This window comes from Streptococcus sp. 1055 (assembly GCF_013276815.1).
Lineage (GTDB): Bacteria > Bacillota > Bacilli > Lactobacillales > Streptococcaceae > Streptococcus > Streptococcus pseudopneumoniae.
In genome coordinates this window covers 1-19,847 of sequence record NZ_VMLT01000060.1, presented here as the reverse complement: position 1 = coordinate 19,847, position 19,847 = coordinate 1, and the positions used below count along the sequence as shown (strand labels likewise).

Annotated in this window: 22 protein-coding genes and 1 pseudogene; 2 read left to right on the top strand and 21 right to left on the bottom strand. The window is 40.9% G+C overall.

The window, feature by feature from the left end; genetic code table 11:
• Positions 1-95: 95 nt before the first annotated feature.
• From HT699_RS11775 to HT699_RS06170, 4 genes and pseudogenes are all read right to left on the bottom strand, one after another.
• The gene (locus tag HT699_RS11775; RefSeq protein ID WP_025170631.1) at positions 96-818 is read right to left on the bottom strand and encodes an ATP-binding cassette domain-containing protein; all 723 of its coding nucleotides are present in this window, start codon (positions 816-818) and stop codon (positions 96-98) included.
• A 186-nt stretch (positions 819-1,004) separates the two neighbouring features.
• A pseudogene (locus HT699_RS11770) lies at positions 1,005-1,739 on the bottom strand (ABC transporter ATP-binding protein); the annotation flags it as partial.
• A gap of 210 nt (positions 1,740-1,949) precedes the next feature.
• On the bottom strand, positions 1,950-3,908 hold the full coding sequence (locus HT699_RS06175) for a peptide ABC transporter substrate-binding protein (protein WP_172934175.1): 1,959 nt from the start codon (positions 3,906-3,908) through the stop codon (positions 1,950-1,952).
• Between the two features lie 205 nt (positions 3,909-4,113).
• Positions 4,114-5,736 carry a polysaccharide biosynthesis protein gene (locus tag HT699_RS06170; protein ID WP_172934174.1) on the bottom strand — a complete coding sequence of 541 codons (1,623 nt, stop codon included), beginning with the start codon at positions 5,734-5,736 and terminating at the stop codon, positions 4,114-4,116.
• A 105-nt stretch (positions 5,737-5,841) separates the two neighbouring features.
• Here HT699_RS06170 and HT699_RS06165 point away from each other — a divergent pair, with 105 nt between their 5' ends.
• Positions 5,842-7,287 (top strand): UDP-N-acetylmuramoyl-L-alanyl-D-glutamate--L-lysine ligase, encoded by a 1,446-nt coding sequence (locus tag HT699_RS06165; protein WP_023933156.1) that lies wholly within the window; start codon positions 5,842-5,844, stop codon positions 7,285-7,287.
• A gap of 46 nt (positions 7,288-7,333) precedes the next feature.
• Here the strand turns inward: HT699_RS06165 and HT699_RS06160 are convergent, their stop codons facing one another.
• The 16 genes from HT699_RS06160 to HT699_RS06085 all read right to left on the bottom strand — a co-directional run bounded on the left by HT699_RS06160 (position 7,334) and on the right by HT699_RS06085 (position 18,064).
• Entirely contained in the window at positions 7,334-7,525 is a 192-nt protein-coding gene (locus HT699_RS06160; protein WP_024478880.1) for a CsbD family protein, read from the bottom strand.
• A gap of 99 nt (positions 7,526-7,624) precedes the next feature.
• Positions 7,625-8,275 carry a DUF1803 domain-containing protein gene (locus HT699_RS06155; RefSeq protein WP_050138138.1) on the bottom strand — a complete coding sequence of 217 codons (651 nt, stop codon included), beginning with the start codon at positions 8,273-8,275 and terminating at the stop codon, positions 7,625-7,627.
• Positions 8,259-8,771, bottom strand: coding sequence for a YiiX/YebB-like N1pC/P60 family cysteine hydrolase (locus HT699_RS06150; protein ID WP_050208354.1), 513 nt, complete (start codon positions 8,769-8,771; stop codon positions 8,259-8,261). The genes HT699_RS06155 and HT699_RS06150 overlap by 17 nt, the downstream gene beginning before the upstream one ends.
• A gap of 86 nt (positions 8,772-8,857) precedes the next feature.
• Entirely contained in the window at positions 8,858-9,793 is a 936-nt protein-coding gene (locus HT699_RS06145; RefSeq protein ID WP_172934173.1) for a manganese-dependent inorganic pyrophosphatase, read from the bottom strand.
• Between the two features lie 70 nt (positions 9,794-9,863).
• Positions 9,864-10,163, bottom strand: a complete 300-nt coding sequence (locus tag HT699_RS06140; protein ID WP_172934172.1) for a GIY-YIG nuclease family protein — start codon at positions 10,161-10,163, stop codon at positions 9,864-9,866.
• A complete protein-coding gene (locus HT699_RS06135) occupies positions 10,153-10,902 on the bottom strand; it encodes a tRNA1(Val) (adenine(37)-N6)-methyltransferase (RefSeq protein ID WP_172934171.1) in 750 nt (249 codons plus the stop codon). Before HT699_RS06135 ends, HT699_RS06140 begins: the two co-directional genes overlap by 11 nt.
• Before the next feature lie 53 nt (positions 10,903-10,955).
• Positions 10,956-11,315, bottom strand: coding sequence for a S1 RNA-binding domain-containing protein (locus HT699_RS06130; RefSeq protein WP_000689593.1), 360 nt, complete (start codon positions 11,313-11,315; stop codon positions 10,956-10,958).
• A 1-nt stretch (position 11,316) separates the two neighbouring features.
• Positions 11,317-12,717, bottom strand: coding sequence for a bifunctional Cof-type HAD-IIB family hydrolase/peptidylprolyl isomerase (locus HT699_RS06125; protein WP_023940251.1), 1,401 nt, complete (start codon positions 12,715-12,717; stop codon positions 11,317-11,319).
• Between the two features lie 82 nt (positions 12,718-12,799).
• Positions 12,800-13,303 carry a GNAT family N-acetyltransferase gene (locus HT699_RS06120; protein WP_031222773.1) on the bottom strand — a complete coding sequence of 168 codons (504 nt, stop codon included), beginning with the start codon at positions 13,301-13,303 and terminating at the stop codon, positions 12,800-12,802.
• 171 nt (positions 13,304-13,474) lie between these two features.
• Positions 13,475-13,714, bottom strand: a complete 240-nt coding sequence (rpsR, locus tag HT699_RS06115) for a 30S ribosomal protein S18 (RefSeq protein WP_000068664.1) — start codon at positions 13,712-13,714, stop codon at positions 13,475-13,477.
• Positions 13,715-13,745: 31 nt separating this feature from the next.
• Entirely contained in the window at positions 13,746-14,216 is a 471-nt protein-coding gene (gene ssbA, locus HT699_RS06110; protein WP_000609606.1) for a single-stranded DNA-binding protein SsbA, read from the bottom strand.
• A gap of 11 nt (positions 14,217-14,227) precedes the next feature.
• Positions 14,228-14,518, bottom strand: coding sequence for a 30S ribosomal protein S6 (rpsF, locus tag HT699_RS06105; protein WP_001151784.1), 291 nt, complete (start codon positions 14,516-14,518; stop codon positions 14,228-14,230).
• A gap of 152 nt (positions 14,519-14,670) precedes the next feature.
• The gene (gene asnS, locus HT699_RS06100) at positions 14,671-16,017 is read right to left on the bottom strand and encodes an asparagine--tRNA ligase (protein ID WP_161802379.1); all 1,347 of its coding nucleotides are present in this window, start codon (positions 16,015-16,017) and stop codon (positions 14,671-14,673) included.
• Positions 16,018-16,033: 16 nt separating this feature from the next.
• Positions 16,034-16,399, bottom strand: coding sequence for a VOC family protein (locus HT699_RS06095; protein ID WP_000565214.1), 366 nt, complete (start codon positions 16,397-16,399; stop codon positions 16,034-16,036).
• Positions 16,392-17,579, bottom strand: coding sequence for a pyridoxal phosphate-dependent aminotransferase (locus tag HT699_RS06090; protein WP_000777796.1), 1,188 nt, complete (start codon positions 17,577-17,579; stop codon positions 16,392-16,394). The genes HT699_RS06095 and HT699_RS06090 overlap by 8 nt, the downstream gene beginning before the upstream one ends.
• On the bottom strand, positions 17,576-18,064 hold the full coding sequence (locus HT699_RS06085; RefSeq protein WP_000747177.1) for a DUF5590 domain-containing protein: 489 nt from the start codon (positions 18,062-18,064) through the stop codon (positions 17,576-17,578). The genes HT699_RS06090 and HT699_RS06085 overlap by 4 nt, the downstream gene beginning before the upstream one ends.
• Before the next feature lie 257 nt (positions 18,065-18,321).
• On the opposite strand from HT699_RS06085, the gene HT699_RS06080 reads away from it, so the two are divergent.
• Positions 18,322-18,870: an NADPH-dependent FMN reductase gene (locus tag HT699_RS06080; RefSeq protein ID WP_000039623.1), complete on the top strand. Its 549-nt coding sequence runs from the start codon at positions 18,322-18,324 to the stop codon at positions 18,868-18,870.
• 126 nt (positions 18,871-18,996) lie between these two features.
• Here HT699_RS06080 and yaaA read toward each other — a convergent pair whose 3' ends face one another.
• Positions 18,997-19,725, bottom strand: a complete 729-nt coding sequence (gene yaaA, locus HT699_RS06075) for a peroxide stress protein YaaA (protein WP_023933180.1) — start codon at positions 19,723-19,725, stop codon at positions 18,997-18,999.
• Between the last annotated feature and the right edge of the window lie 122 nt (positions 19,726-19,847).

Here is a 19,847-nt window from a genome sequence, read left to right as displayed (position 1 = left end):
TTTCAAGAGCTAGCTATAGTTTCAAACTATATAAAAAGGGAGTTTTTCCTGCTCCCTTTAATAGACTATAAAATGGTGAATCTCAAAAGACACCTTCACTCTATCATTTGCTCCTGCACAAAACGAGCATAACGCTCATGATTTTCCAGTAGTTCCTTATGAGTTCCTGAGCCAGTGATTTTCCCCTCCTCTAAGAAGAAAATACAATCCACATCTTTTACCGTTGACAAACGATGCGCTATAATCACAACTGTCTTCTCCTTTAGTACAGAATAGAGGCTACTGATAATCGCATACTCAGAATCCGCATCAAGATTAGCAGTGGCTTCATCAAATATAAGAATTTCAGCATCTTTTAAGTAGGCTCTAGCTATTTGAAGTCTTTGGCTTTGTCCCCCTGACAAGAGTCGTCCGCGTTCACCAACCTCAGTATCTAGTCCCTCTTTCATGGAGCGAATCTCATCACCTAGTGATACTAAGTCTAGCACTTTCATCAATTCATCATCAGTTACTAAGCGATTCAAACCGAGACAAAGATTGTCACGAATACTGCCAGATAAGACTGCATTATTTTGTGAAACCCAAGCGATTTTACTTCTCCATTCTTTTAAGTTAAAATCATATATACTTGATTGCTCCATTAGAATATCTCCTGAAAGCGGTTTATAAAACCGCTCTAACAAACGCACAATCGTTGATTTTCCTGATCCAGATGGTCCAACAAAAGCAATTTTTTGCCCCTTGAAAATGGAGAAAGTAATATCCTTTAAGACAGGTCGATTTTCATCATAACCAAAATAGACATGGTTAAAATTCAACCCTTGTCCTGATACCGATTTTCCTCCCTCAAATTTTTCTTTAGGAACTGCAAGCAAGTTCTCCAGTGCAACTGAAGATCCCTTACTCCTAGAATAAACAGTTACAAAATTAGCTATATTACTAATAGGATTAAGTAATTGAAAGAGGTAAATCAAAAACGAAACCAAGGTTCCCACAGATATATATCCTGCGCTGACCCGATAACCCCCATAGGTTAGCATCACAGCTATAGTCGCAAAGATAAATAAGAGAGCAAACGGGGTCTCAAAAGAAGTAATCCTATCTGATTTCAGTGAATTGTTTTGTACCCTTTCAATACAATTATCCAAAACATCCTGTACACTTTTCTCTGCTTGGTTAGTCTTAATTAATTCATGTTCTTGAATCTTTTCAGTCAATTGCCCTGTTAAAAATCCGATTTCCTCCTGTAAACGACGACTATACTTTTCACTGATATTGGAAAGGGGCAAGATAATAAACATCATACAAGGAAGAGTGATGAATAAAAGTAGAGAAAGATTCCAATCAAGACTAAATAAGACTATGATGGAACCAAGTACCATAACTAAACTCAAAATAATATTTGGGAAAGTCGTAATTAAAAACTCACGAATGACACTCGTGTCATTGACAATGGCAGAAGTCAACTCCCCACTTTGGCTCTTATCAAAGAAGGATTTCTCTGCATAAATCAACCCCTCTATCACTTTTTTCCTGATTTTTGCTATCTTTTTTTCACCCGATTGACTAAACAGATAGTAACCAATAGAAGAAAACAAGGCTTGACCAATAAAAATCAAAAACGATTGAAATACTTTGGAACCTATATTTTCAATAGAACTCCCATCTATTAAACCCTTTAAGATAAGGGGAAGCAACAAAGCAAGTAGACTAGACAGAACAAGGAAGAAACTCCCCATAATCACCTTAGTATCTACTCTTAATAATTTTAATTTCATAAATACTCCTTATAATATTTCAACGGATAAAGTCAGGAATAACTCAATTTGAGGATAAAATCTAATAAATCTTCCTATAACAAAACGCATAACATCTAGGATTTTATATACCTGATATTATGCGTTTTTAAGCACAAAGACTTCTTACACAAACTTATCTACAATTAGATTTTATTTGACATGTTTTGCCAATTCTTCTTGGGCTTTTTTATTAGATTCTTCTTTTTCTTTCAACCATTTTTCTCTGGCTTTTGCATATTCGTCTGTTGTGACAATCTTATCTTGTACTTTGAGGTATTTATATGATTCAACCCCTTTTGTACCGGTTAAACCATAGGCACCAGCAAATGGTACGGTTCTTCTCAATGATGGTGTTCCCCCACGCGAAACACTTGGAAGAACTAAAGAACTATCAATCAACCAAGCTTGAATATCAGCATATTTCTCATAACGTTTGGCTGGATCTTGCTCTTTATTAGCTTCTTCCAACATTTGAGTATAGACATCCAGTCCAACTGCCTTAGCCTTGTCATTGGCCTCACCAGGCTCTAGTCCAAGATTTTGCAGAAATCCTCCACTATTAGTATTAAAAATATCGAGATAGGTTGACGGGTCTTGATAATCAGGTCCCCAACCGCCATGATATAAATCATAATCTTTCTGAGCAGCTGTTTGAGCAAAGTAGCCTGAACTGTCAAACTCATCTGATGTTAATTGCTGAATGTCAATCACTACATTATCAGAACCTAAAACAGATTCAATTGATTGTTTGATAGAACTAACTCCTTGTATGCCCACTTTATCTGTTACTTCCACAGTCTTATCCAAGTGGATTGGGAATTGAACACCCTTTGCTTCGAGTTCTTTCTTAGCTTCCGCAAACTTAGCCTTGGCTTTCTCAGGATTGTAGTAAGGGTCTTGACCATCCGCAAAGTTGATACCTTGCCATTCCTTACCATAGTTGACCATCTTAGAGGCTACAACTTCACCAAAGTCTTTTCCCTTGATACTGACAAAGTTTGGAGGAACCACTAGGTTACGCAAAATCTTTGTTGCACCTTCTTTCCCTTCAGACTGAGCCCCATAAGATGTTCTGTCAAAAGCAAAATTGATAGCCTGACGGAAGTTTTTATTGAGAACTGCTTCCTGAGTCGATTTCTTTTCAATGTCACTTGTTTTAGAAGTATAATTGTAAGACTTCCTATCTAGGTTAAAATTAAAGAAATATGAAGTTGAATTTTGCATACTATAGATGATATTGTTTTTGTATTTTTCTTTAATCCCTTCATAGCTGGAGCTGTTAGGAAAAAGACGAGCCGTAGTATAAGCACCAGCTGTAAAATTACGTTCCAGTGATTCTTGGTCGCTACCATCATAGTAGGTCAATTTCACATCGTCTACAAAGACATTCTTAGCATCCCAGTAATTAGGGTTTTTCTTATATTCAATAGCAGATTTTGAGACAAGTGCTTTCATCAAGAAAGGTCCATTGTACAAAATACTAGATGGATCCGCCTTCCCAAAATCATCCCCTTTTGATTTCAAGAAATCTGCATTAACAGGAAAAAGTATCGTTGCGAGTGTTTTTGAATTCCAGTAAAGTTCTGGTTTAACCAAAGTATATTGAACCGTTTGGTCATCAAGTGCCTTGACACCAACAGTTGAAAAGTCGCTTGTTTTACCAGTGATATAGTCATCCAAACCAGAAACAGAGTCCTGCACTAGATACAAGGCTTCTGATTTTTTATCAGCTGCATATTGCAAACCTGTCACAAAATCCTGGGCAGTTACAGGCGCATATTCTTCTCCCTCAGAAGTAAACCACTTGGCATCCTTGCGAAGTTTGTAGGTATAGGTCAAACCGTCCTGAGAAACAGTCCAATCCTCTGCTAATGATGGAATAATATTCCCATATTGGTCATTTTCTAATAACCCGTCTACCAAATTTGCAACAATATCGGATGTTGCTGCGCGGTTCTCTGCTAGATAGTTCAAGCTAGATGGGTCACTTGAATAAACATAGTTGTATGTTTTTGTCGCCGTGCTAGAATTTCCGCACGCGCTCAATAAAACTCCTGTACCCAGGACAAGACCTGCCAAGGTTAGATATTTGCTCTTAGACTTTTTCATTTCCAGAACCTCCTGCTTTAAAGATTTGTTTTATTATACAACGTTTAGTTTGTTTAGTCAATGATTTTGTCCAAAAAAATCGAAAAAGGCCTCATCTTCTACTCTTAAAAGATAATTTTAGCTGTTTTGACGCTAAAAAAAAGAATAAGTTTCAAGTTCTCCTAAAAGATTGTTCAACTTATTCCTTTTATTTATAAATGCTATCTTAAGAAAACTTAAATTTTGCTCGCAACTGGGCAGCTTTGGCCTGTCCAATAACCTTATCTAAGAGACGAGTATAGAGACTCATGAATCCGTAGAGTCCACCCCCCATGGCACCGACAAGAGCTACATAAAAGAAGCTCCACAAACGTCCACTTGGTTGGAAAACAAATCCTAACAGCCACTGGATGGTTCCTATTAACAGAAACATGACTAGGGTCAGCAAACTGATTAAAATGATTCGCTTCACAATCACCTTGCGCTTAACACCCGTTACTTTACAAATATCCCGATACATCAAGACGTTAGGAATGATAAGAGCGATGGTTGTTGAAATCAAGGGACCATAACTGTGGAAAAGGGCGATGGTAGGCAGTTGCAAGACCAGCTTGGCAATAGAACCATAGATAAAATAGAGAACGGCCTTGCGGTTGCGGAACATGGCTTGAAGCATGGGGGACAAGACCATGTACAAGCCTAAAATAATAGACTGCAAAACTGCAAAGACAAATAAGCCCATAGCCAAACTGTCTGGCTTGCCATAGAAGACTGTATAAAGAGGTTCTCCTACCATAACCACTCCAACCGTTGCTGGTAGCAAGAACATAAAGAGTAGGGTGAGACTGTCCTGAACGAGACGAGAAGCTGCCTTCAAGTCCCTCTTGACATAGTTTTCCGTCAAAAGTGGCAAACCAACACTCCCAATCGAAACCCCAACAGAAATCAAAATCATCGTGATTTTATTAGGATTGGCTGAGAAATAAGAAAACATGATAACCAAGTCCTCATTGCTGTAGTTGGTAAACCAGCTCATACTATTGATAAAGGTCATCTGGTCCAAAATCTGGAAGAGCTGGATGGTAGACCCTGTCAAGATAAAAGGAATGGCTTCCTTAATGGTATCTACTAAGAGACGCTTGCTGTCTATCTTATCCCCTGTTTCAAGGACTTTTTTGAGTAACCCTTCTTGAGCAAGAAAATAGACCAAAACTGCAAAACTGGCTACCATACCGACAAAGGCCGCAAAGGTGGATTGGGTAACAGCTGCTAGATAGTCTCCCGAGCCAAGCTTCATAATGATAAAGGTTGCTAGGAGCATCCAGATAACACGAATGACCTGCTCAGCAATTTGGCTCATGGCATAAGGTTTGAGATTATTCATCCCTTGGAAAAATCCTCGGATAACACTCATAGATGGGAAAATCAAGACTCCCCAAGCCAAGCTTTGCATGATTGGGATCAAGTCTTTGCCCACGCCAGACAAGTCTGCTAGCCAAGGAGCAAAGACATACAAGACTAAAGCAAAAACCAGGCCTAGTCCTGTCATAAAGCCTAAAAAGCTCCGAATCAGGGCAAAGCTATGCTCCTCTTCTCTCATGGTATTGTACTTGGCAACTTGCTTGGCCACCGCAACTGGAATCCCTGCTGTTGAAACCAGCAAGAACCAGGCATAGATATTGTAACCCATGGTAAAGAGACCATTAGCCGTAGCCGCATAAGACCCCATCCAGATATACCAAGGAATAATGTAAATAGCCCCAAGTAGGCGACTGATAAAGTTACTAGCCGTTAGCCAAGCAGTCCCCCGTAACATCTGAGCCTGCTGGTGATTGTTTTCGTGCGACATAGATTCCTCATTCAATTTTGATAACTAGGAAAAACTCCTTATCTTCCATTATAAACTTTTCCTTGTTACTTGTAAATTTGCGACTTTCGGTTTACAATAGAAAGTATGATTAAGATTGAAACCGTATTAGATATATTAAAGAAAGATGGTCTCTTCCGCGAGATTATCGACCAAGGACACTACCACTACAACTACAGCAAAGTTGTTTTTGATAGCATCAGCTACGACAGCCGAAAAGTAACAGAAGACACTCTTTTTTTTGCAAAAGGCACTGCCTTTAAGAAGGAATTTCTGCTTTCAGCAATCTCTCAAGGACTCGGTTGGTATGTGGCTGAAAAAGACTATGAAGTTGGTATTCCTGCCATTATCGTGAACGACATTAAGAAAGCTATGAGTCTGATTGCTATGGAATTTTATGGAAATCCACAGGAAAAACTCAAACTCCTTGCCTTTACTGGAACCAAGGGTAAGACCACAGCAGCCTATTTCGCTTATAACATCTTATCTCAAGGGAATCGACCTGCTATGCTCTCGACTATGAATACAACTTTAGATGGCAAGACTTTCTTTAAGTCTGCATTGACAACTCCTGAGAGTATTGACCTATTTGACATGATGAATCAGGCTGTGCAAAATGACCGTACCCACCTCATCATGGAGGTATCTAGTCAAGCCTATCTGGTCAAACGTATCTATGGTCTAACCTTTGATGTGGGAGTTTTCCTCAATATCAGCCCAGACCATATCGGCCCGATTGAACACCCTAGCTTTGAAGACTATTTCTACCACAAGCGTCTCTTGATGGAAAATAGCCGAGCAGTCATCATTAACAGTGACATGGATCACTTTTCTGTCTTGAAAGAACAAGTGGCAGATCAAGACCATGATTTCTATGGTAGCCAATCTGATAACCAAATCGAGAATTCCAAAGCCTTTAGCTTTTCAGCTACGGGTAAACTGGCTGGAGACTATGATATCCAACTGATTGGTCACTTCAACCAAGAAAATGCCGTTGCTGCTGGACTTGCTTGCCTCCGTCTCGGAGCTAGTCTTGAGGACATCAAAAAAGGAATCGCTGCAACCCGCGTTCCTGGTCGTATGGAAGTCCTCACTCAGAAAAATGGAGCCAAGGTCTTCATCGACTACGCCCACAATGGGGATAGTCTGAAAAAACTCATCAATGTGGTTGAAACTCATCAAACTGGAAAGATTGCTCTGGTTCTGGGATCAACAGGAAACAAGGGAGAAAGTCGTCGTAAGGACTTTGGCCTCCTCCTCAATCAACATCCTGAGATTCAAGTCTTTTTGACTGCTGATGACCCCAATTATGAAGACCCGATGGCCATTGCAGATGAAATCAGTAGCTACATCAATCATCCTGTTGAAAAAATTGCGAATCGCCAAGAGGCCATCAAGGTGGCAATGACCATCACTGAACAAGAACTCGATGCTGTGATTATTGCTGGTAAGGGAGCTGATTGCTACCAAATCGTCCAAGGAAAAAAAGAAGCCTATCCAGGAGATGCAGCCGTCGCAGAAAATTATTTATAAGATAGTAAAAAATCAAGGGAAATAAAACCCTTGATTTTTTCTATTTTTATTTAAAAGCGTTTTTCAAACCTTCAACGGCACCTTCTACAGCACCTTTAGCATCTTCAACTACTTCTTTTGCCTTAGCAACTGTTTTTTCAACAGCTCCTTCAAGTTCTGTCTTGCTGTCTCCAGTAACTTTACCAAAACCTTCTTTGACAGCGCCTGTTGCTTGTTCCAATTTGTTTTCAAGTGACATATGATTGTCTCCTTTAGTTTTATTCCGATATGTGTTATCGGTTACATTAGTATAAACTTATCGGTAGATAAAGTCAAACAATGTGCTCAGAAAAAGCAATCACACTAAATAGAAAGTTAATCTCTCCTTGTCAAAATCGACAGCCAACTCATACTTTCCATCTTCATTTTGGACAATATAGCCCAAGACGACCAAACTGTCCACAAAGATATCACGGCGTTTCTGCATCAGTTGATCTTTTTTGAGAAATTTTAGCAAAAAAGTTGTCATGTATTTGAGGGCATACTCAGGATTAACATCTCCTAAAATGTCATAAAGTTCCTGCTGTTTTTCTGTCAAAGGATACTGATGTTTGACCTTGTAGAAATAATTAGACAGGGTCATTTTTGATCTCGCAAAGTCCGTCTTTTCAACTAAAATAGCTGCATTGGTTTGATTGCGCAATTCCGTCTCAAAACTTTGCTCTAACAAGGCTTGATAGACCGGACTATCTTCGCTGACAAAAATCTCTTGATCCAGTTCGAGACTATCGAGTGATTCAAACATAGGAAGATTAAGGTAATAACGCTTATTTTCTCGTAGAATCAAGCCTGCCTTTATATACTCTTCCATGAGTTTATCAACTGCCACATCTGGAAATTGAGCCTTAATTTCTCGCAAAATCACATCCTCATGCTGGTCCAGATAGCGGATTAATTCTCCAAAAAATGGCTGTCTCGTCAAACGAGATGGATTAAAAATCTGAATCATGAAGATTCCTTTCTTTACATTCTAACAGAGGCGATGCTGCCAACTGACTGGGATTGGTCCCCGGCTGGTTCAGAGGAACAGGCAGACCTAGTTCTCTGTAATACTCTCTCCAAAAATCACTAATCTCCTGCTCCCCATCTCCAAATTTCATAGGAATGGTTTCAAAAATGGGGAGAATTTCTGCCATATACTGGGAACAGTAAAAGCCTTCTCCATCTGGATAGAAAGAAGCATTATAAGGTGCTCCTAGATGTTTGCAAGCTTTTTCCTTCACAGACTGGATATCCATTTCTGGGTAAACATAGAGGTCGTACAAGTGATTGGGCTCAAAGAAGTCTGCAGGTTCTTGACAGACAACACCAGCCTGTCCACTAGCGTGGTAAATCATCCCATCCAAATAAATGGCAACATGGTTATAGTTGCCTGTGGAAGTCTGGATGGCCTGTCCCATATCTGACTCATCTCTCACAAAAATCAAATCGCCATTTTCTAACATGCTTCACTCCTAGAAAAAAAGGAGCCGAAACTCCTTTCGATATAAGGCAAACTAGACTTTCCGATTTTGAACTGACACCTAAAATCTTACGCATTAAAGCTTTCAGTCAATTGAGGTACCACTTGTTTCTTACGTGAAACGGCACCAGCAAGGAAGGCATGATTGTTTTCAAGTTTGAAGTTGAAGGCTGCTTCAACCTTATCCATGTTAGCACCAAGTGCTAGGATTTCTGAGTTTGAGTTGACGATATCTGTAATCATCAAGACAAAGTCAGAGTAACCGTTTGCTTCGTTAGCAGCTTGCATTGCAGCTTCAATTTCTGCTTGGCGTTCCAATACTTCAGCGATGTCCACTGTGTTTACTTGGGCAACACGGACATTATTTCCGTTCAATTCAAAAGTCTTAGCATCGATGTCAATCAATTCGTCAGCAGATTTGCTAGCCAAGTTTGTACCAGCTTTCAACATAGCCAAACCATACTCTTCCAAGTTTACACCAGCTAACTCAGCCAATTCAGGAGCAATGACTGTATCTGTTGGGTGTGTTGTTGGTGATTTCAAAAGAAGGGTATCTGAAATCAAACCTGAAAGCATCAAACCAGCAATCTCTTTAGGCACAGCTACACCATGTTCTTTGAACATACGGTAAACGATTGAAGACGCTGAACCAACTGGCTCCAAACGCATGTAAAGTGGGCTTGCAGTTTCAAAATTAGCCACACGGTGGTGGTCCACCACACCATAAACTTCTACTTCAGCGATATCTGATACAGATTGTTGGAATTCATTGTGGTCAGTCAAGATAACTTGTTCTGCTCCTTCTGCTTTGGCAGAAGTAATGACACGCGGTGCTTCCACACCAAAATAGTTCAAGACAAAGGCTGTTTCTTCATTTGGAGTTCCAAGGGCAACAGCTTCCGTATCCAAACCGTAAGCTTCTTTTGCAAGGTAGGCAAAGGCTACAGATGACCCGATGGCATCTGAGTCTGGATTTTGGTGACCAAATACTAGAATCTTGGACATGATAATACCTCATTTTGTTTATTTTCTTTATTGTAGCATTTTTTTCGCTTTTTGACAAAGGTAAGAGGAGTCAAAGGACTCCCCACGATTCTTCAAAATAACTGACTAAATTTCTATCTTGATTTTCAGATAAAAATCTTTCCTTCTGTGGCCTCTTCTTACGCTTGAGAAGGGCTTCAGCCGACATGGCTTCTTCCTTACTGGCAAAACCTTGAGCATAGATAAGTTTGACTGGCAAGCGTGCTCGTGTGTATTTGGCTCCCTTCCCACTATTGTGGACAGCGAGGCGTCTTCTCACATCAGTCGTATAACCTGTATAGTAGGATCCGTCACGACACTCCAGCACGTACATATAAGCCTTATGATCCATAATAAATCTCTTCGAGTTCCGGCGTATAAGAGCCATCATCATTGTGGACAATGAGAGGTGGCAAGACCTTAAAGCCACTTGTCGAGCCATCCTTGATAGCCTCAATCAAAAGCATATTGGCTTCCTTTTCCTTTTTGGGATAGACAAATTGCAGGCGCTTAGGGGCTAGATTATGCCGTTGCAACATATCCAGAATGTCCAAGAGTCGGTCAGGACGATGAACCATAGCCAACCGTCCATTAGACTTGAGAATACTCTGGGCACTACGACAGATTTCCTGCAAATTGGTCGTGATTTCATGGCGCGCCAAGAGATAATGTTCACTCTCATTTAAGTTGGAATGAGGATCCACCTTGAAATAGGGCGGATTACACAAAATCATATCCACCTTACTTCCCTGGATGTAAGCAGGCATATTTTTCAAATCATCACAGATGACCTGCATCTGCTCCTCTAATCCATTCAAACGGACAGAGCGCTCAGCCATATCCGCCAAACGCTTCTGAATCTCAACAGCCAAAATCTGTGCCTGAGTACGAGTGCTAGCAAATAGCCCTACTGCTCCATTTCCAGCGCAAAAATCCACTATCAAGCCCTTTTTAGGAAAACGCGGAAAACGTGACAAGAGAACACTATCCACCGAATAGCTAAAAACCTCTCTATTTTGAATAATTTTGATATCTGTTGAGAAGAGCTGGTTAATTCGCTCCCCTGATTTTAATAATTGTTCTTCTTCCATGGTCCTATTATAGCAGATTTATATTAACATTACAAAAAATATAAAATTCTAAACTACTTCTTCTTTTTTAAATAGTGCAAGGCTTCTCTAGTCCAAATTGGCATCATTCGTTTAAGAGGCGCAAAGCCGTAGTTAAAACGGTCGCTTGAAAAGCGTCTCCGTCTCGGAAACTGGTGCTTTTCTTCCTCCAAAGTGCGGATAGAAAGACTTGCTTTCCCTGTAAATTCATCTAAATCCACTACCTGAACCTGAACCTCTTCATCGACTTTCAAGGCTTCATGAATATTTTCAATAAATCCTGTCCGAATCTCTGAAATGTGAATCAGCCCCGTATCACCTGTCTCTAGCTCAACAAAGGCACCGTAGGGCTGAATCCCTGTAATACGCCCCTTTAGCTTATCACCGATTTTCATCTTAGTCCTCGATTTCAATTGTTTCAATCACGACATCTTCAACTGGCTTGTCCATAGCCCCTGTCTCAACAGCAGCAATGGCATCCAAGACAGCGTAAGAAGCTTCATCAGCTAGCTGACCAAAAACCGTGTGACGGCGATCTAGGTGAGGAGTTCCACCTTGATTGGCATAGATTTCCGCAATCGGTTCTGGCCAACCACCACGAGCAATTTCTTTTTTAGAATAAGGCAGGTGTTGATTTTGCACGATAAAGAACTGGCTGCCGTTAGTATTTGGACCAGCATTGGCCATAGAAAGGGCACCCCGGACATTGTAAAGTTCTTCTGAGAATTCATCCTCAAAAGATTCGCCGTAGATGGACTCGCCACCCATACCAGTTCCAGTTGGGTCTCCACCTTGAATCATAAAGTCCTTGATAATACGGTGGAAAATGACACCATCATAGTAACCATCTTTTGCAAGAGCTACAAAGTTAGCTACTGTTTTAGGAGCATGTTCAGGGAAAAGTTTAATACGCAAGTCTCCGTGATTGGTCTTAATAGTCGCGATAGGACCTTCTACTGTTTCAATGTCTACTTGTGGGAAATGCAATTCTTTTTCTACCATACCAAATCCTTCTAAGGCATCAAAAATGCCATCTTCTTCTAGTGCTTTTGTAATATAATCTGCTTTTTCTTTGATCTTATCATGAGAAATTCCCATTGCAACGCTGATTCCAGCATAATCAAAGAGTTCCAAGTCGTTGAGGCCATCTCCAAAAACCATGACGTTCTCTGGTTTCAAGCCAAGATGTTCCACAACCTTTTCCACCCCCGTCGCTTTGGAGCCTGAAATCGGCACAATATCAGACGAATGCTCATGCCAACGAACCATGCGAAGTTTGTCTGAGAGACTGTCAGGCAAGTGCAAGTCATCTCCTTTATCTTCAAAAGTCCACATCTGATAGATATTTTCTTTTTCATGGAAATCAGGATCTACATCTAAATCGGGATAAATTGGATTGATAGCTTCACTAATCATATCGGTACGAGTCGACAATTTGGCATCATGACTCCCAACCAAGCCATACTCTATTTCCTCTTGCTTGGCCCAAGAAATATACTCCTCAACATCTGACTTCTCAATCTGATGTTGATAAATAACCTGACCTTTTTTATCTTCGATATAAGCCCCATTTAAGGTCACAAAAAAGTCAGGATTCAGTTCACGAATCTCTGGTACAACACCAAAAATCCCCCGTCCAGAAGCAATACCTGTCAAGATTCCTTTCTCACGTAATTGCTTAAAAACAGTTGGGATTGAAGACGGAATAAAACCTGTCTTGGAATTTCGCAATGTATCATCAATATCAAAAAAGACAATCTTGATCTTCTTTGCCTTGTATCTTAATTTGGCATCCATCTCACTACCTCTTTCAATCTAACTCTTTCCATTATACCATAAAGTAGCTAAATCCCCTATTTTCAAAGAAATTCGCCATCTCTTATTCGAACTTCTTTGATAAGTACAGAACTAAATCATCATTATTTTGAATAGTAGCATTCATTTCCAAGGGTTGATTTCGATACCAGACACCTGTCCCATCTGGAATGTAGCCCCGTCTGATATACAATCTCTGGGCAGGTCCATAGCCTGAGTGCAAACCTACACCCAACGTCACTTTGTCTGAAAAAAACTTAACTCGATTTTCTGCCTCTTCTAGCAGTTGACTCCCAATCCCTTGATTTCGAAAAGGCTCAAACACATTAAAATCTGATAATTCTGGATAGACTTCTGCAAAAGGACCATGTTTAGCAGAGGGCAAAATGGTAACGTAGCCCGCTACAGCACCATCAATCTCTGCAACTAAGACTTCTCTCTCCCCACTTTCCTGTTCCAGAAAATATCTAGCCAAAATTTCCTCTCTACCAGGCCAACCTTGATTCATAAATCCATGAGATAAGGATTCAATATCAGACTTAATCATATTTCTAATCGTACAATTCATCTTTGACTTACCCACCTTTACTCTTTCTATTACTATTATAGCACGCCAAGGTCAGAAAAAAACTATCTCGTGAAAAAAGACCCGTCGGGGTCTTAATTCACTTTCTTGTTTTCAAGCTCATGAAAAAGAGGTCCACTGGATCTGAAAAAAAGACCCAACCGGGTCTTTTCTTTAATCTTCGTTTACGAAAGGCATCAAAGCCATTACGCGAGCGCGTTTGATAGCTGTTGTTACTTTACGTTGGTTTTTAGCTGAAGTTCCTGTTACACGACGAGGAAGGATTTTCCCACGTTCTGAAACGAAACGGCTAAGAAGCTCAGTATCTTTGTAATCAACATATTCAATTTTGTTTGCTGCGATGTAATCAACTTTTTTACGGCGTTTGAATCCGCCACGACGTTGTTGAGCCATGTTTTTTCTCCTTTATAATTTTAGTTGTCCATTAGAATGGTAAATCATCATCTGAAATATCCAATGGATTTGTTGCTCCAAATGGATTTTCATCACGTGAAAAGTCTGGCACTGAATTTGTAGGTGCTGAATAGTTTGCAGTTGGGGCAGAGTAAGCTCCACCTGTATGACCTTCACGCACACTACGGCTTTCCAACATTTGGAAATTCTCAGCCACGACTTCTGTCACGTAGACACGTTGTCCTTGCTGGTTATCGTAACTACGAGTCTGGATACGGCCTGTCACCCCGATAAGTGAGCCTTTTTTAGCCCAGTTAGCAAGGTTTTCAGCCTGTTGGCGCCACATAACGACATTGATAAAATCAGCCTCACGTTCGCCATTTTGACTCTTAAATGTACGGTTTACTGCAAGAGTAAAAGTCGCAACTGCTACATTTGATGGGGTATAACGCAACTCAGCGTCACGTGTCATACGCCCTACAAGTACAACATTGTTAATCATAGTTTACCTTCTTACGCGTCAGTTTTGACGATCATGTGACGAAGAATGTCAGCGTTGATTTTTGAAAGACGGTCAAACTCTTTAAGAGCTGCATCGTCGTTTGCTTCAACGTTAACGATGTGGTAAAGTCCTTCACGGAAATCTTTGATTTCGTATGCAAGACGACGTTTTTCCCAAGTTTTTGATTCAACAACAGTTGCACCGTTGTCAGTCAAAATAGAGTCAAAACGTGCTACCAAAGCGTTTTTAGCTTCTTCTTCAATGTTTGGACGAATGATATAAAGAATTTCGTATTTAGCCATTGATATGTTCCTCCTTTTGGTCTAATGACCCCAAGACTTTGCAAGGGGTAAGTGAGGTTCGCTCACAATAAACTATTATACTAGAAAAAAATTTTTTACGCAAGTAAAAACTCTGGAATTCGAAAAAACGCCACATGGGCGTTTTCCTGTTCTTATGGTTTAATACGGTGTAACATACGTGGGAATGGAATGGCTTCACGGATATGTTTTGTTCCTGCTGCGAAGGTTACCATACGCTCGATACCGATACCAAATCCACCGTGTGGAACTGTACCGTATTTACGAAGGTCAAGGTAGAATTCATACTCTGTACGGTCCATGCCAAGTTCATCCATCTTAGCGACAAGGGAATCATAGTCTTCCTCACGCATAGAACCACCGATGATTTCTCCGTAACCTTCTGGAGCAAGCAAGTCTGCACAAAGCACGCGCTCTGGATTTCCAGGAACTGGTTTCATATAGAAGGCCTTGATGGCTGCTGGGTAGTTCGTGACAAAAGTTGGCACACCAAAGTGGTTTGAAATCCAAGTTTCATGTGGTGAACCAAAGTCATCACCATGCTCAAGATGTTCGTAGTCAGCGTCTTCATCATTCTCATGTTCTTGCAAGAGGTCAATGGCTTGATCGTAAGTGATACGTTTGAATGGCTCTGCAATGTAGCGTTTCAAGAGCTCTGTATCACGTTCCAAGGTTTCCAAGGCTTGAGGCGCACGGTCAAGAACACCTTGTAGAAGAGCTTTCACATAAGCTTCTTGCAAGTCAAGCGACTCATCATGTGTCAAGTATGAGTACTCTGCATCCATCATCCAGAACTCGGTCAAGTGACGGCGCGTTTTTGATTTTTCAGCACGGAAAACTGGACCAAAGTCAAAGACACGACCAAGAGCCATAGCACCTGCTTCTAGGTAAAGCTGACCTGATTGGCTCAAGTAGGCTGGCGTTCCGAAGTAGTCCGTTTCAAAGAGTTCTGTTGAATCTTCTGCCGCATTTCCTGAAAGAATTGGGCTGTCAAATTTCATGAAACCGTTCTTGTCAAAGAACTCATAAGTTGCATGGATAATAGCGTTACGGATTTGCATCACGGCCACTTGCTTACGAGAACGGAGCCACAAGTGACGGTTGTCCATCAAAAAGTCTGTACCGTGTTCTTTTGGTGTGATTGGGTAGTCTTGAGATTCACCGATCACTTCGATGTCTGTGATGTCCAACTCATAGCCAAATTTAGAACGTTCGTCCTCTTTGACAATACCTGTCACATAAACAGACGTTTCTTGGCTCAAGCGTTTGATGACATCAAACTTCTCAAGTCCTACTTCTTCACCAAATTTTTCGACAAAGTTTGGTTTAAAAGCCACACCTTGGAAGAAGGCTGTTCCATCACGCAATTGCAAGAAGGCAATTTTCCCTTTTCCTGATTTGTTGGCAACCCAAGCGCCAATCGTCACTTCCTGACCAACATAGTCTTTTACATCAATAATCGTTACACGTTTTGTCATTATTTTTCCTTTTTCTTTTTTATTCTTTATGGCAAACCACTTCTATATTGTTCCCATCTGGGTCAATCACAAAAGCAGCGTAGTAAATCGGATGCTCACTGCGATAATCAGGAGCCCCATTGTCTCGCCCACCTGCCTCTAAACCAGCCTCATAACAAGCCTGAACTTCTTCCTTATTTTCTGCTAAAAAAGCAAAGTGAATAGGATCTTGTGTCCCCTGAGCCAGCCAAAAATCACCACCAGGATGAGGGCTGTTCGGGGCAAGAAAACTGATTAGAGAACTAGTCTTAAAAGCCAATTTATAGCCCAAAGGAGCGAGAAAACTCTTATAAAATCCTTCTGAAATTTGTAAATCCTTTACCTTAATCTCAAAATGATCAATCATTCTCACTACCCATAAATGCTTTCAAGCGTTTAACTGCTTCTTTAAGCGTGTCTAGGTCTGTCGCATAGCTGAGGCGGACATTTTCTGGTGCTCCGAATCCTGCTCCTGTTACCAAGGCCACTTCGGCTTCTTCTAGGATAGCGGTTGTAAAATCTGTCACATCTGTATAGCCTTTCATCTCCATAGCTTTTTTGACATTTGGGAAGAGATAGAAAGCTCCTTGCGGTTTGAGCACTTCAAATCCTGGCACCTCAGCAAGAAGGGGATAGATGGTATTGAGACGTTCCTCAAAAGCCTGACGCATGCTTTCTACAGTATCTTGCTCACCTGATAGAGCCTCAACTGCTGCATACTGGGCTACTGCTGACGGATTCGAAGTTGTTTGACCTGCAATCTTGGACATGGCAGCAATAATGTTTGCTTCTCCAACGGCATAGCCAATCCGCCAACCTGTCATGGCATAGATTTTAGACACACCATTGATGACCACTGTTTGCTTGCGAATTGCCTCAGATAGGCTAGAAATCGGTGTGAACTCATGACCATTATAGACCAAGCGCCCATAGATATCATCTGCTAGAATGAGAATATCCTTTTCTACAGCCCAGTTTCCGATTGCCAAGAGTTCCTCACGGGTGTAAATCATACCTGTCGGATTGGATGGCGAATTCAGCACCAAAACCTTGGTCTTGTCTGTGCGAGCTGCTTCTAACTGCTCTACGGTCACCTTAAAGTGATTATCTTCCTTAGCAGGAACAAAGACTGGCACACCTTCTGCCATCTTGACCTGGTCTCCATAGCTTACCCAGTAGGGGGTTGGGATGATAACTTCATCACCTGGATTGACCACAGCCATAAAGAAGGTATAGAGAGAATATTTGGCTCCAGCAGCGACTGTCACTTGATTTGGCGCTACAGAATAGCCGTAAAAGCGTTCAAAGTAAGTATTGACCGCTGCCTTGAGCTCTGGCAGGCCTGAGGTTACTGTATAAAAAGAAGCACGCCCATCTCGAATCGATGCAATGGCGGCATCTTGGATATTTTTTGGAGTAGTGAAATCTGGCTCACCCAAGGTTAGAGACAGGATATCTCTTCCCTCAGACTTGAGTGCTTTGGCACGAGCTCCAGCAGCCAAGGTCACACTTTCTTCCATTTCTAAAACACGGTTGGATAGTTTCATAGGCCCTCCTTATTGACCAATACTCCTGTTTCAAAATCTACTAGATAAAAATCAGAGCCTGACTTGACTTCCCAGATTGGTTTGTCTTGATAACGGCCAAAGGTAATCTTGTCAATCTCGCCAGCTCCTTTTTCCTTCGAAACAGCTTCTGCTTTTTCTTGTGAAACACCTTGATTTAGCTGATAAACGTAAATATTGTGGTCATCTTTTCCAATCAGGACAGCAAGTGCTTCTTGTTTTTTATTACGGCCAAGAACGCTATAATAGGATTCCAAGCCATTGTATAAGTCAACCTGATCAGCCTGCTCTAATCCTGCATACTGCTGAGCTAATTTTTCTCCTTCACTTTTAGCTGTTTGATAAGGTTTCATACTCAGAAACACTAGATACAGAAAGGAAGCACTGATAACCACAAACAAAATCGTCATCCCTAGACCATACTGCCACAGTAGATTATTTTTTGCTTTTTTTTGTCTTTTTTTCACTCGTCTATTTTACCATCTATTGGGCTTTATTACAAGTGAATGCAAGAACAATCGCACTTTATTTCTTCCTTCAAACAAAACCGATTTTGAAAGTGAAACAGTTCTTACTTTTTCAGTCACAAATGACTAGAGTTTCCGAAATTTTACAATTTTCAAATAAACTCTGAGCAAATTTCTTGCAAGTTGTTTTGCTTTGTTGTAATATATTTTATAACAACGAGAAAATTCTCGTAAATTTAAGAAAAAGGAGACACATCATGTCTAAAAAAGTATTATTTATCGTCGGATCACTACGCCAAGGTTCTTTCAACCACCAAATGGCGCTCGAAGCTGAGAAAGCACTTGCTGGTAAAGCGGAAGTTAGCTACCTTGATTATTCAGCCCTTCCTCTCTTCAGCCAAGATTTGGAAGTTCCAACTCATCCAGCTGTAGCTACTGCTCGTGAAGCGGTTCTCGCTGCGGATGCTATCTGGATCTTCTCTCCAGTCTACAACTTCTCTATCCCTGGAACAGTAAAAAACTTGCTTGACTGGCTATCTCGCGCCCTTGACTTGTCTGATACACGTGGCGCTTCTGCCCTTCAAGACAAGTTTGTCACCGTATCATCTGTAGCCAATGCCGGTCACGATCAACTTTTCGCTATTTACAAAGACCTCTTGCCATTTATCCGTACACAAATCGTTGGTGATTTCACTGCTGCACGTGTCAATGACTCTGCTTGGGCAGACGGAAAATTGGTTCTTGAAGAAACAGTCCTAAACTCACTTGAAAAACAAGCGGAAGACTTGGTCAATGCGATCAAGTAACTAACATAATAAAAGCGAACAAGACTACTTTTCTGACACTCAGAAGACTAGCTTGTTCGCTTTTTTTCTCATTTATAAACTAAAATAGCTGATGATACATATTGCCAAATACAAAATATCTGATTTCTATACTTCCTTAACAAAAACCAATTCCTGTGGCTGGGACAGATCTTCTCGGTAGGTAAATCCTGCAAAGCTTAAGCGACGAGCTTCCTCCACCGTCTGTACTTGATTTTCTATCAGGGCTGTCAGGAAGGCACCACGCGCTTTCTTGGAAATGGTTGAGTGAATTTTCAGCTGACCGCCTCTATCCTCCATAAATTTGAAGATCACCATTTTTTCTCTGATTTCCTTAGAAAATACCGTCTCAAACTCGGACGACAAGAGGGAGAAAATCACTTCTTCCTGCTTCACAGCTTCATCATAGGCTGCCTTCCAATGACTCTTTAAAGTCTTACCAGCGACTTTTAACTTCATCAAAAAGTCCAAACGGTGAGGGGCCATAGATGACAAGGCTGGAACGACACCGTACAAAGCCGAAGTAATAAAGACATGATTTTCAAGATAGGCTTGTTCCGCCTCGGTCAACTTATCTCGCTTGATATGGCGGTACATAAGCCCATCAAAAAGTTTAAGAGCTGGGTAGTGTTGAGCAGTTTGCCTTTTCAAAGCTTGGATATTTTGACATTCTTCCGCAGCCTTCTCGGCTGATACCTTATAAAAACTCTCCAATTGACTAGCAGAATAGAGGGCCAAGGCATCCAGCACGGCCTGACTTTCTGGTATTAAAGGTGTTGCCTCGATACTCGGCAAGTCTGTGTTCATTTCTTTTGCTGTAGGGATTAAAATTTTCATATTGATAGTGTAGCATATTTTTTAGCCACAACCAAGAAATTCATCTGATACTCAATGAAAATCAAAGAGCAAACTAGGAAGCTAGCCGCAGGCTGTACTTGAGTACGGCAAGGCGAAGCTGA

Bases quoted from the DNA above. Each gene is read 5' to 3' on its own strand.
- HT699_RS06175 (WP_172934175.1), bottom strand. From the start codon at position 3,908: ATGAAAAAGTCTAAGAGCAAATATCTAACCTTGGCAGGTCTTGTCCTG.
- HT699_RS06170 (WP_172934174.1), bottom strand. From the start codon at position 5,736: ATGTCGCACGAAAACAATCACCAGCAGGCTCAGATGTTACGGGGGACT.
- HT699_RS06165 (WP_023933156.1), top strand. From the start codon at position 5,842: ATGATTAAGATTGAAACCGTATTAGATATATTAAAGAAAGATGGTCTC.
- HT699_RS06160 (WP_024478880.1), bottom strand. From the start codon at position 7,525: ATGTCACTTGAAAACAAATTGGAACAAGCAACAGGCGCTGTCAAAGAA.
- HT699_RS06155 (WP_050138138.1), bottom strand. From the start codon at position 8,275: ATGATTCAGATTTTTAATCCATCTCGTTTGACGAGACAGCCATTTTTT.
- HT699_RS06150 (WP_050208354.1), bottom strand. From the start codon at position 8,771: ATGTTAGAAAATGGCGATTTGATTTTTGTGAGAGATGAGTCAGATATG.
- HT699_RS06145 (WP_172934173.1), bottom strand. From the start codon at position 9,793: ATGTCCAAGATTCTAGTATTTGGTCACCAAAATCCAGACTCAGATGCC.
- HT699_RS06140 (WP_172934172.1), bottom strand. From the start codon at position 10,163: ATGGATCATAAGGCTTATATGTACGTGCTGGAGTGTCGTGACGGATCC.
- HT699_RS06135 (WP_172934171.1), bottom strand. From the start codon at position 10,902: ATGGAAGAAGAACAATTATTAAAATCAGGGGAGCGAATTAACCAGCTC.
- HT699_RS06130 (WP_000689593.1), bottom strand. From the start codon at position 11,315: ATGAAAATCGGTGATAAGCTAAAGGGGCGTATTACAGGGATTCAGCCC.
- HT699_RS06125 (WP_023940251.1), bottom strand. From the start codon at position 12,717: ATGGATGCCAAATTAAGATACAAGGCAAAGAAGATCAAGATTGTCTTT.
- HT699_RS06120 (WP_031222773.1), bottom strand. From the start codon at position 13,303: ATGAATTGTACGATTAGAAATATGATTAAGTCTGATATTGAATCCTTA.
- rpsR (WP_000068664.1), bottom strand. From the start codon at position 13,714: ATGGCTCAACAACGTCGTGGCGGATTCAAACGCCGTAAAAAAGTTGAT.
- ssbA (WP_000609606.1), bottom strand. From the start codon at position 14,216: ATGATTAACAATGTTGTACTTGTAGGGCGTATGACACGTGACGCTGAG.
- rpsF (WP_001151784.1), bottom strand. From the start codon at position 14,518: ATGGCTAAATACGAAATTCTTTATATCATTCGTCCAAACATTGAAGAA.
- HT699_RS06095 (WP_000565214.1), bottom strand. From the start codon at position 16,399: ATGATTGATCATTTTGAGATTAAGGTAAAGGATTTACAAATTTCAGAA.
- HT699_RS06090 (WP_000777796.1), bottom strand. From the start codon at position 17,579: ATGAAACTATCCAACCGTGTTTTAGAAATGGAAGAAAGTGTGACCTTG.
- HT699_RS06080 (WP_000039623.1), top strand. From the start codon at position 18,322: ATGTCTAAAAAAGTATTATTTATCGTCGGATCACTACGCCAAGGTTCT.
- yaaA (WP_023933180.1), bottom strand. From the start codon at position 19,725: ATGAAAATTTTAATCCCTACAGCAAAAGAAATGAACACAGACTTGCCG.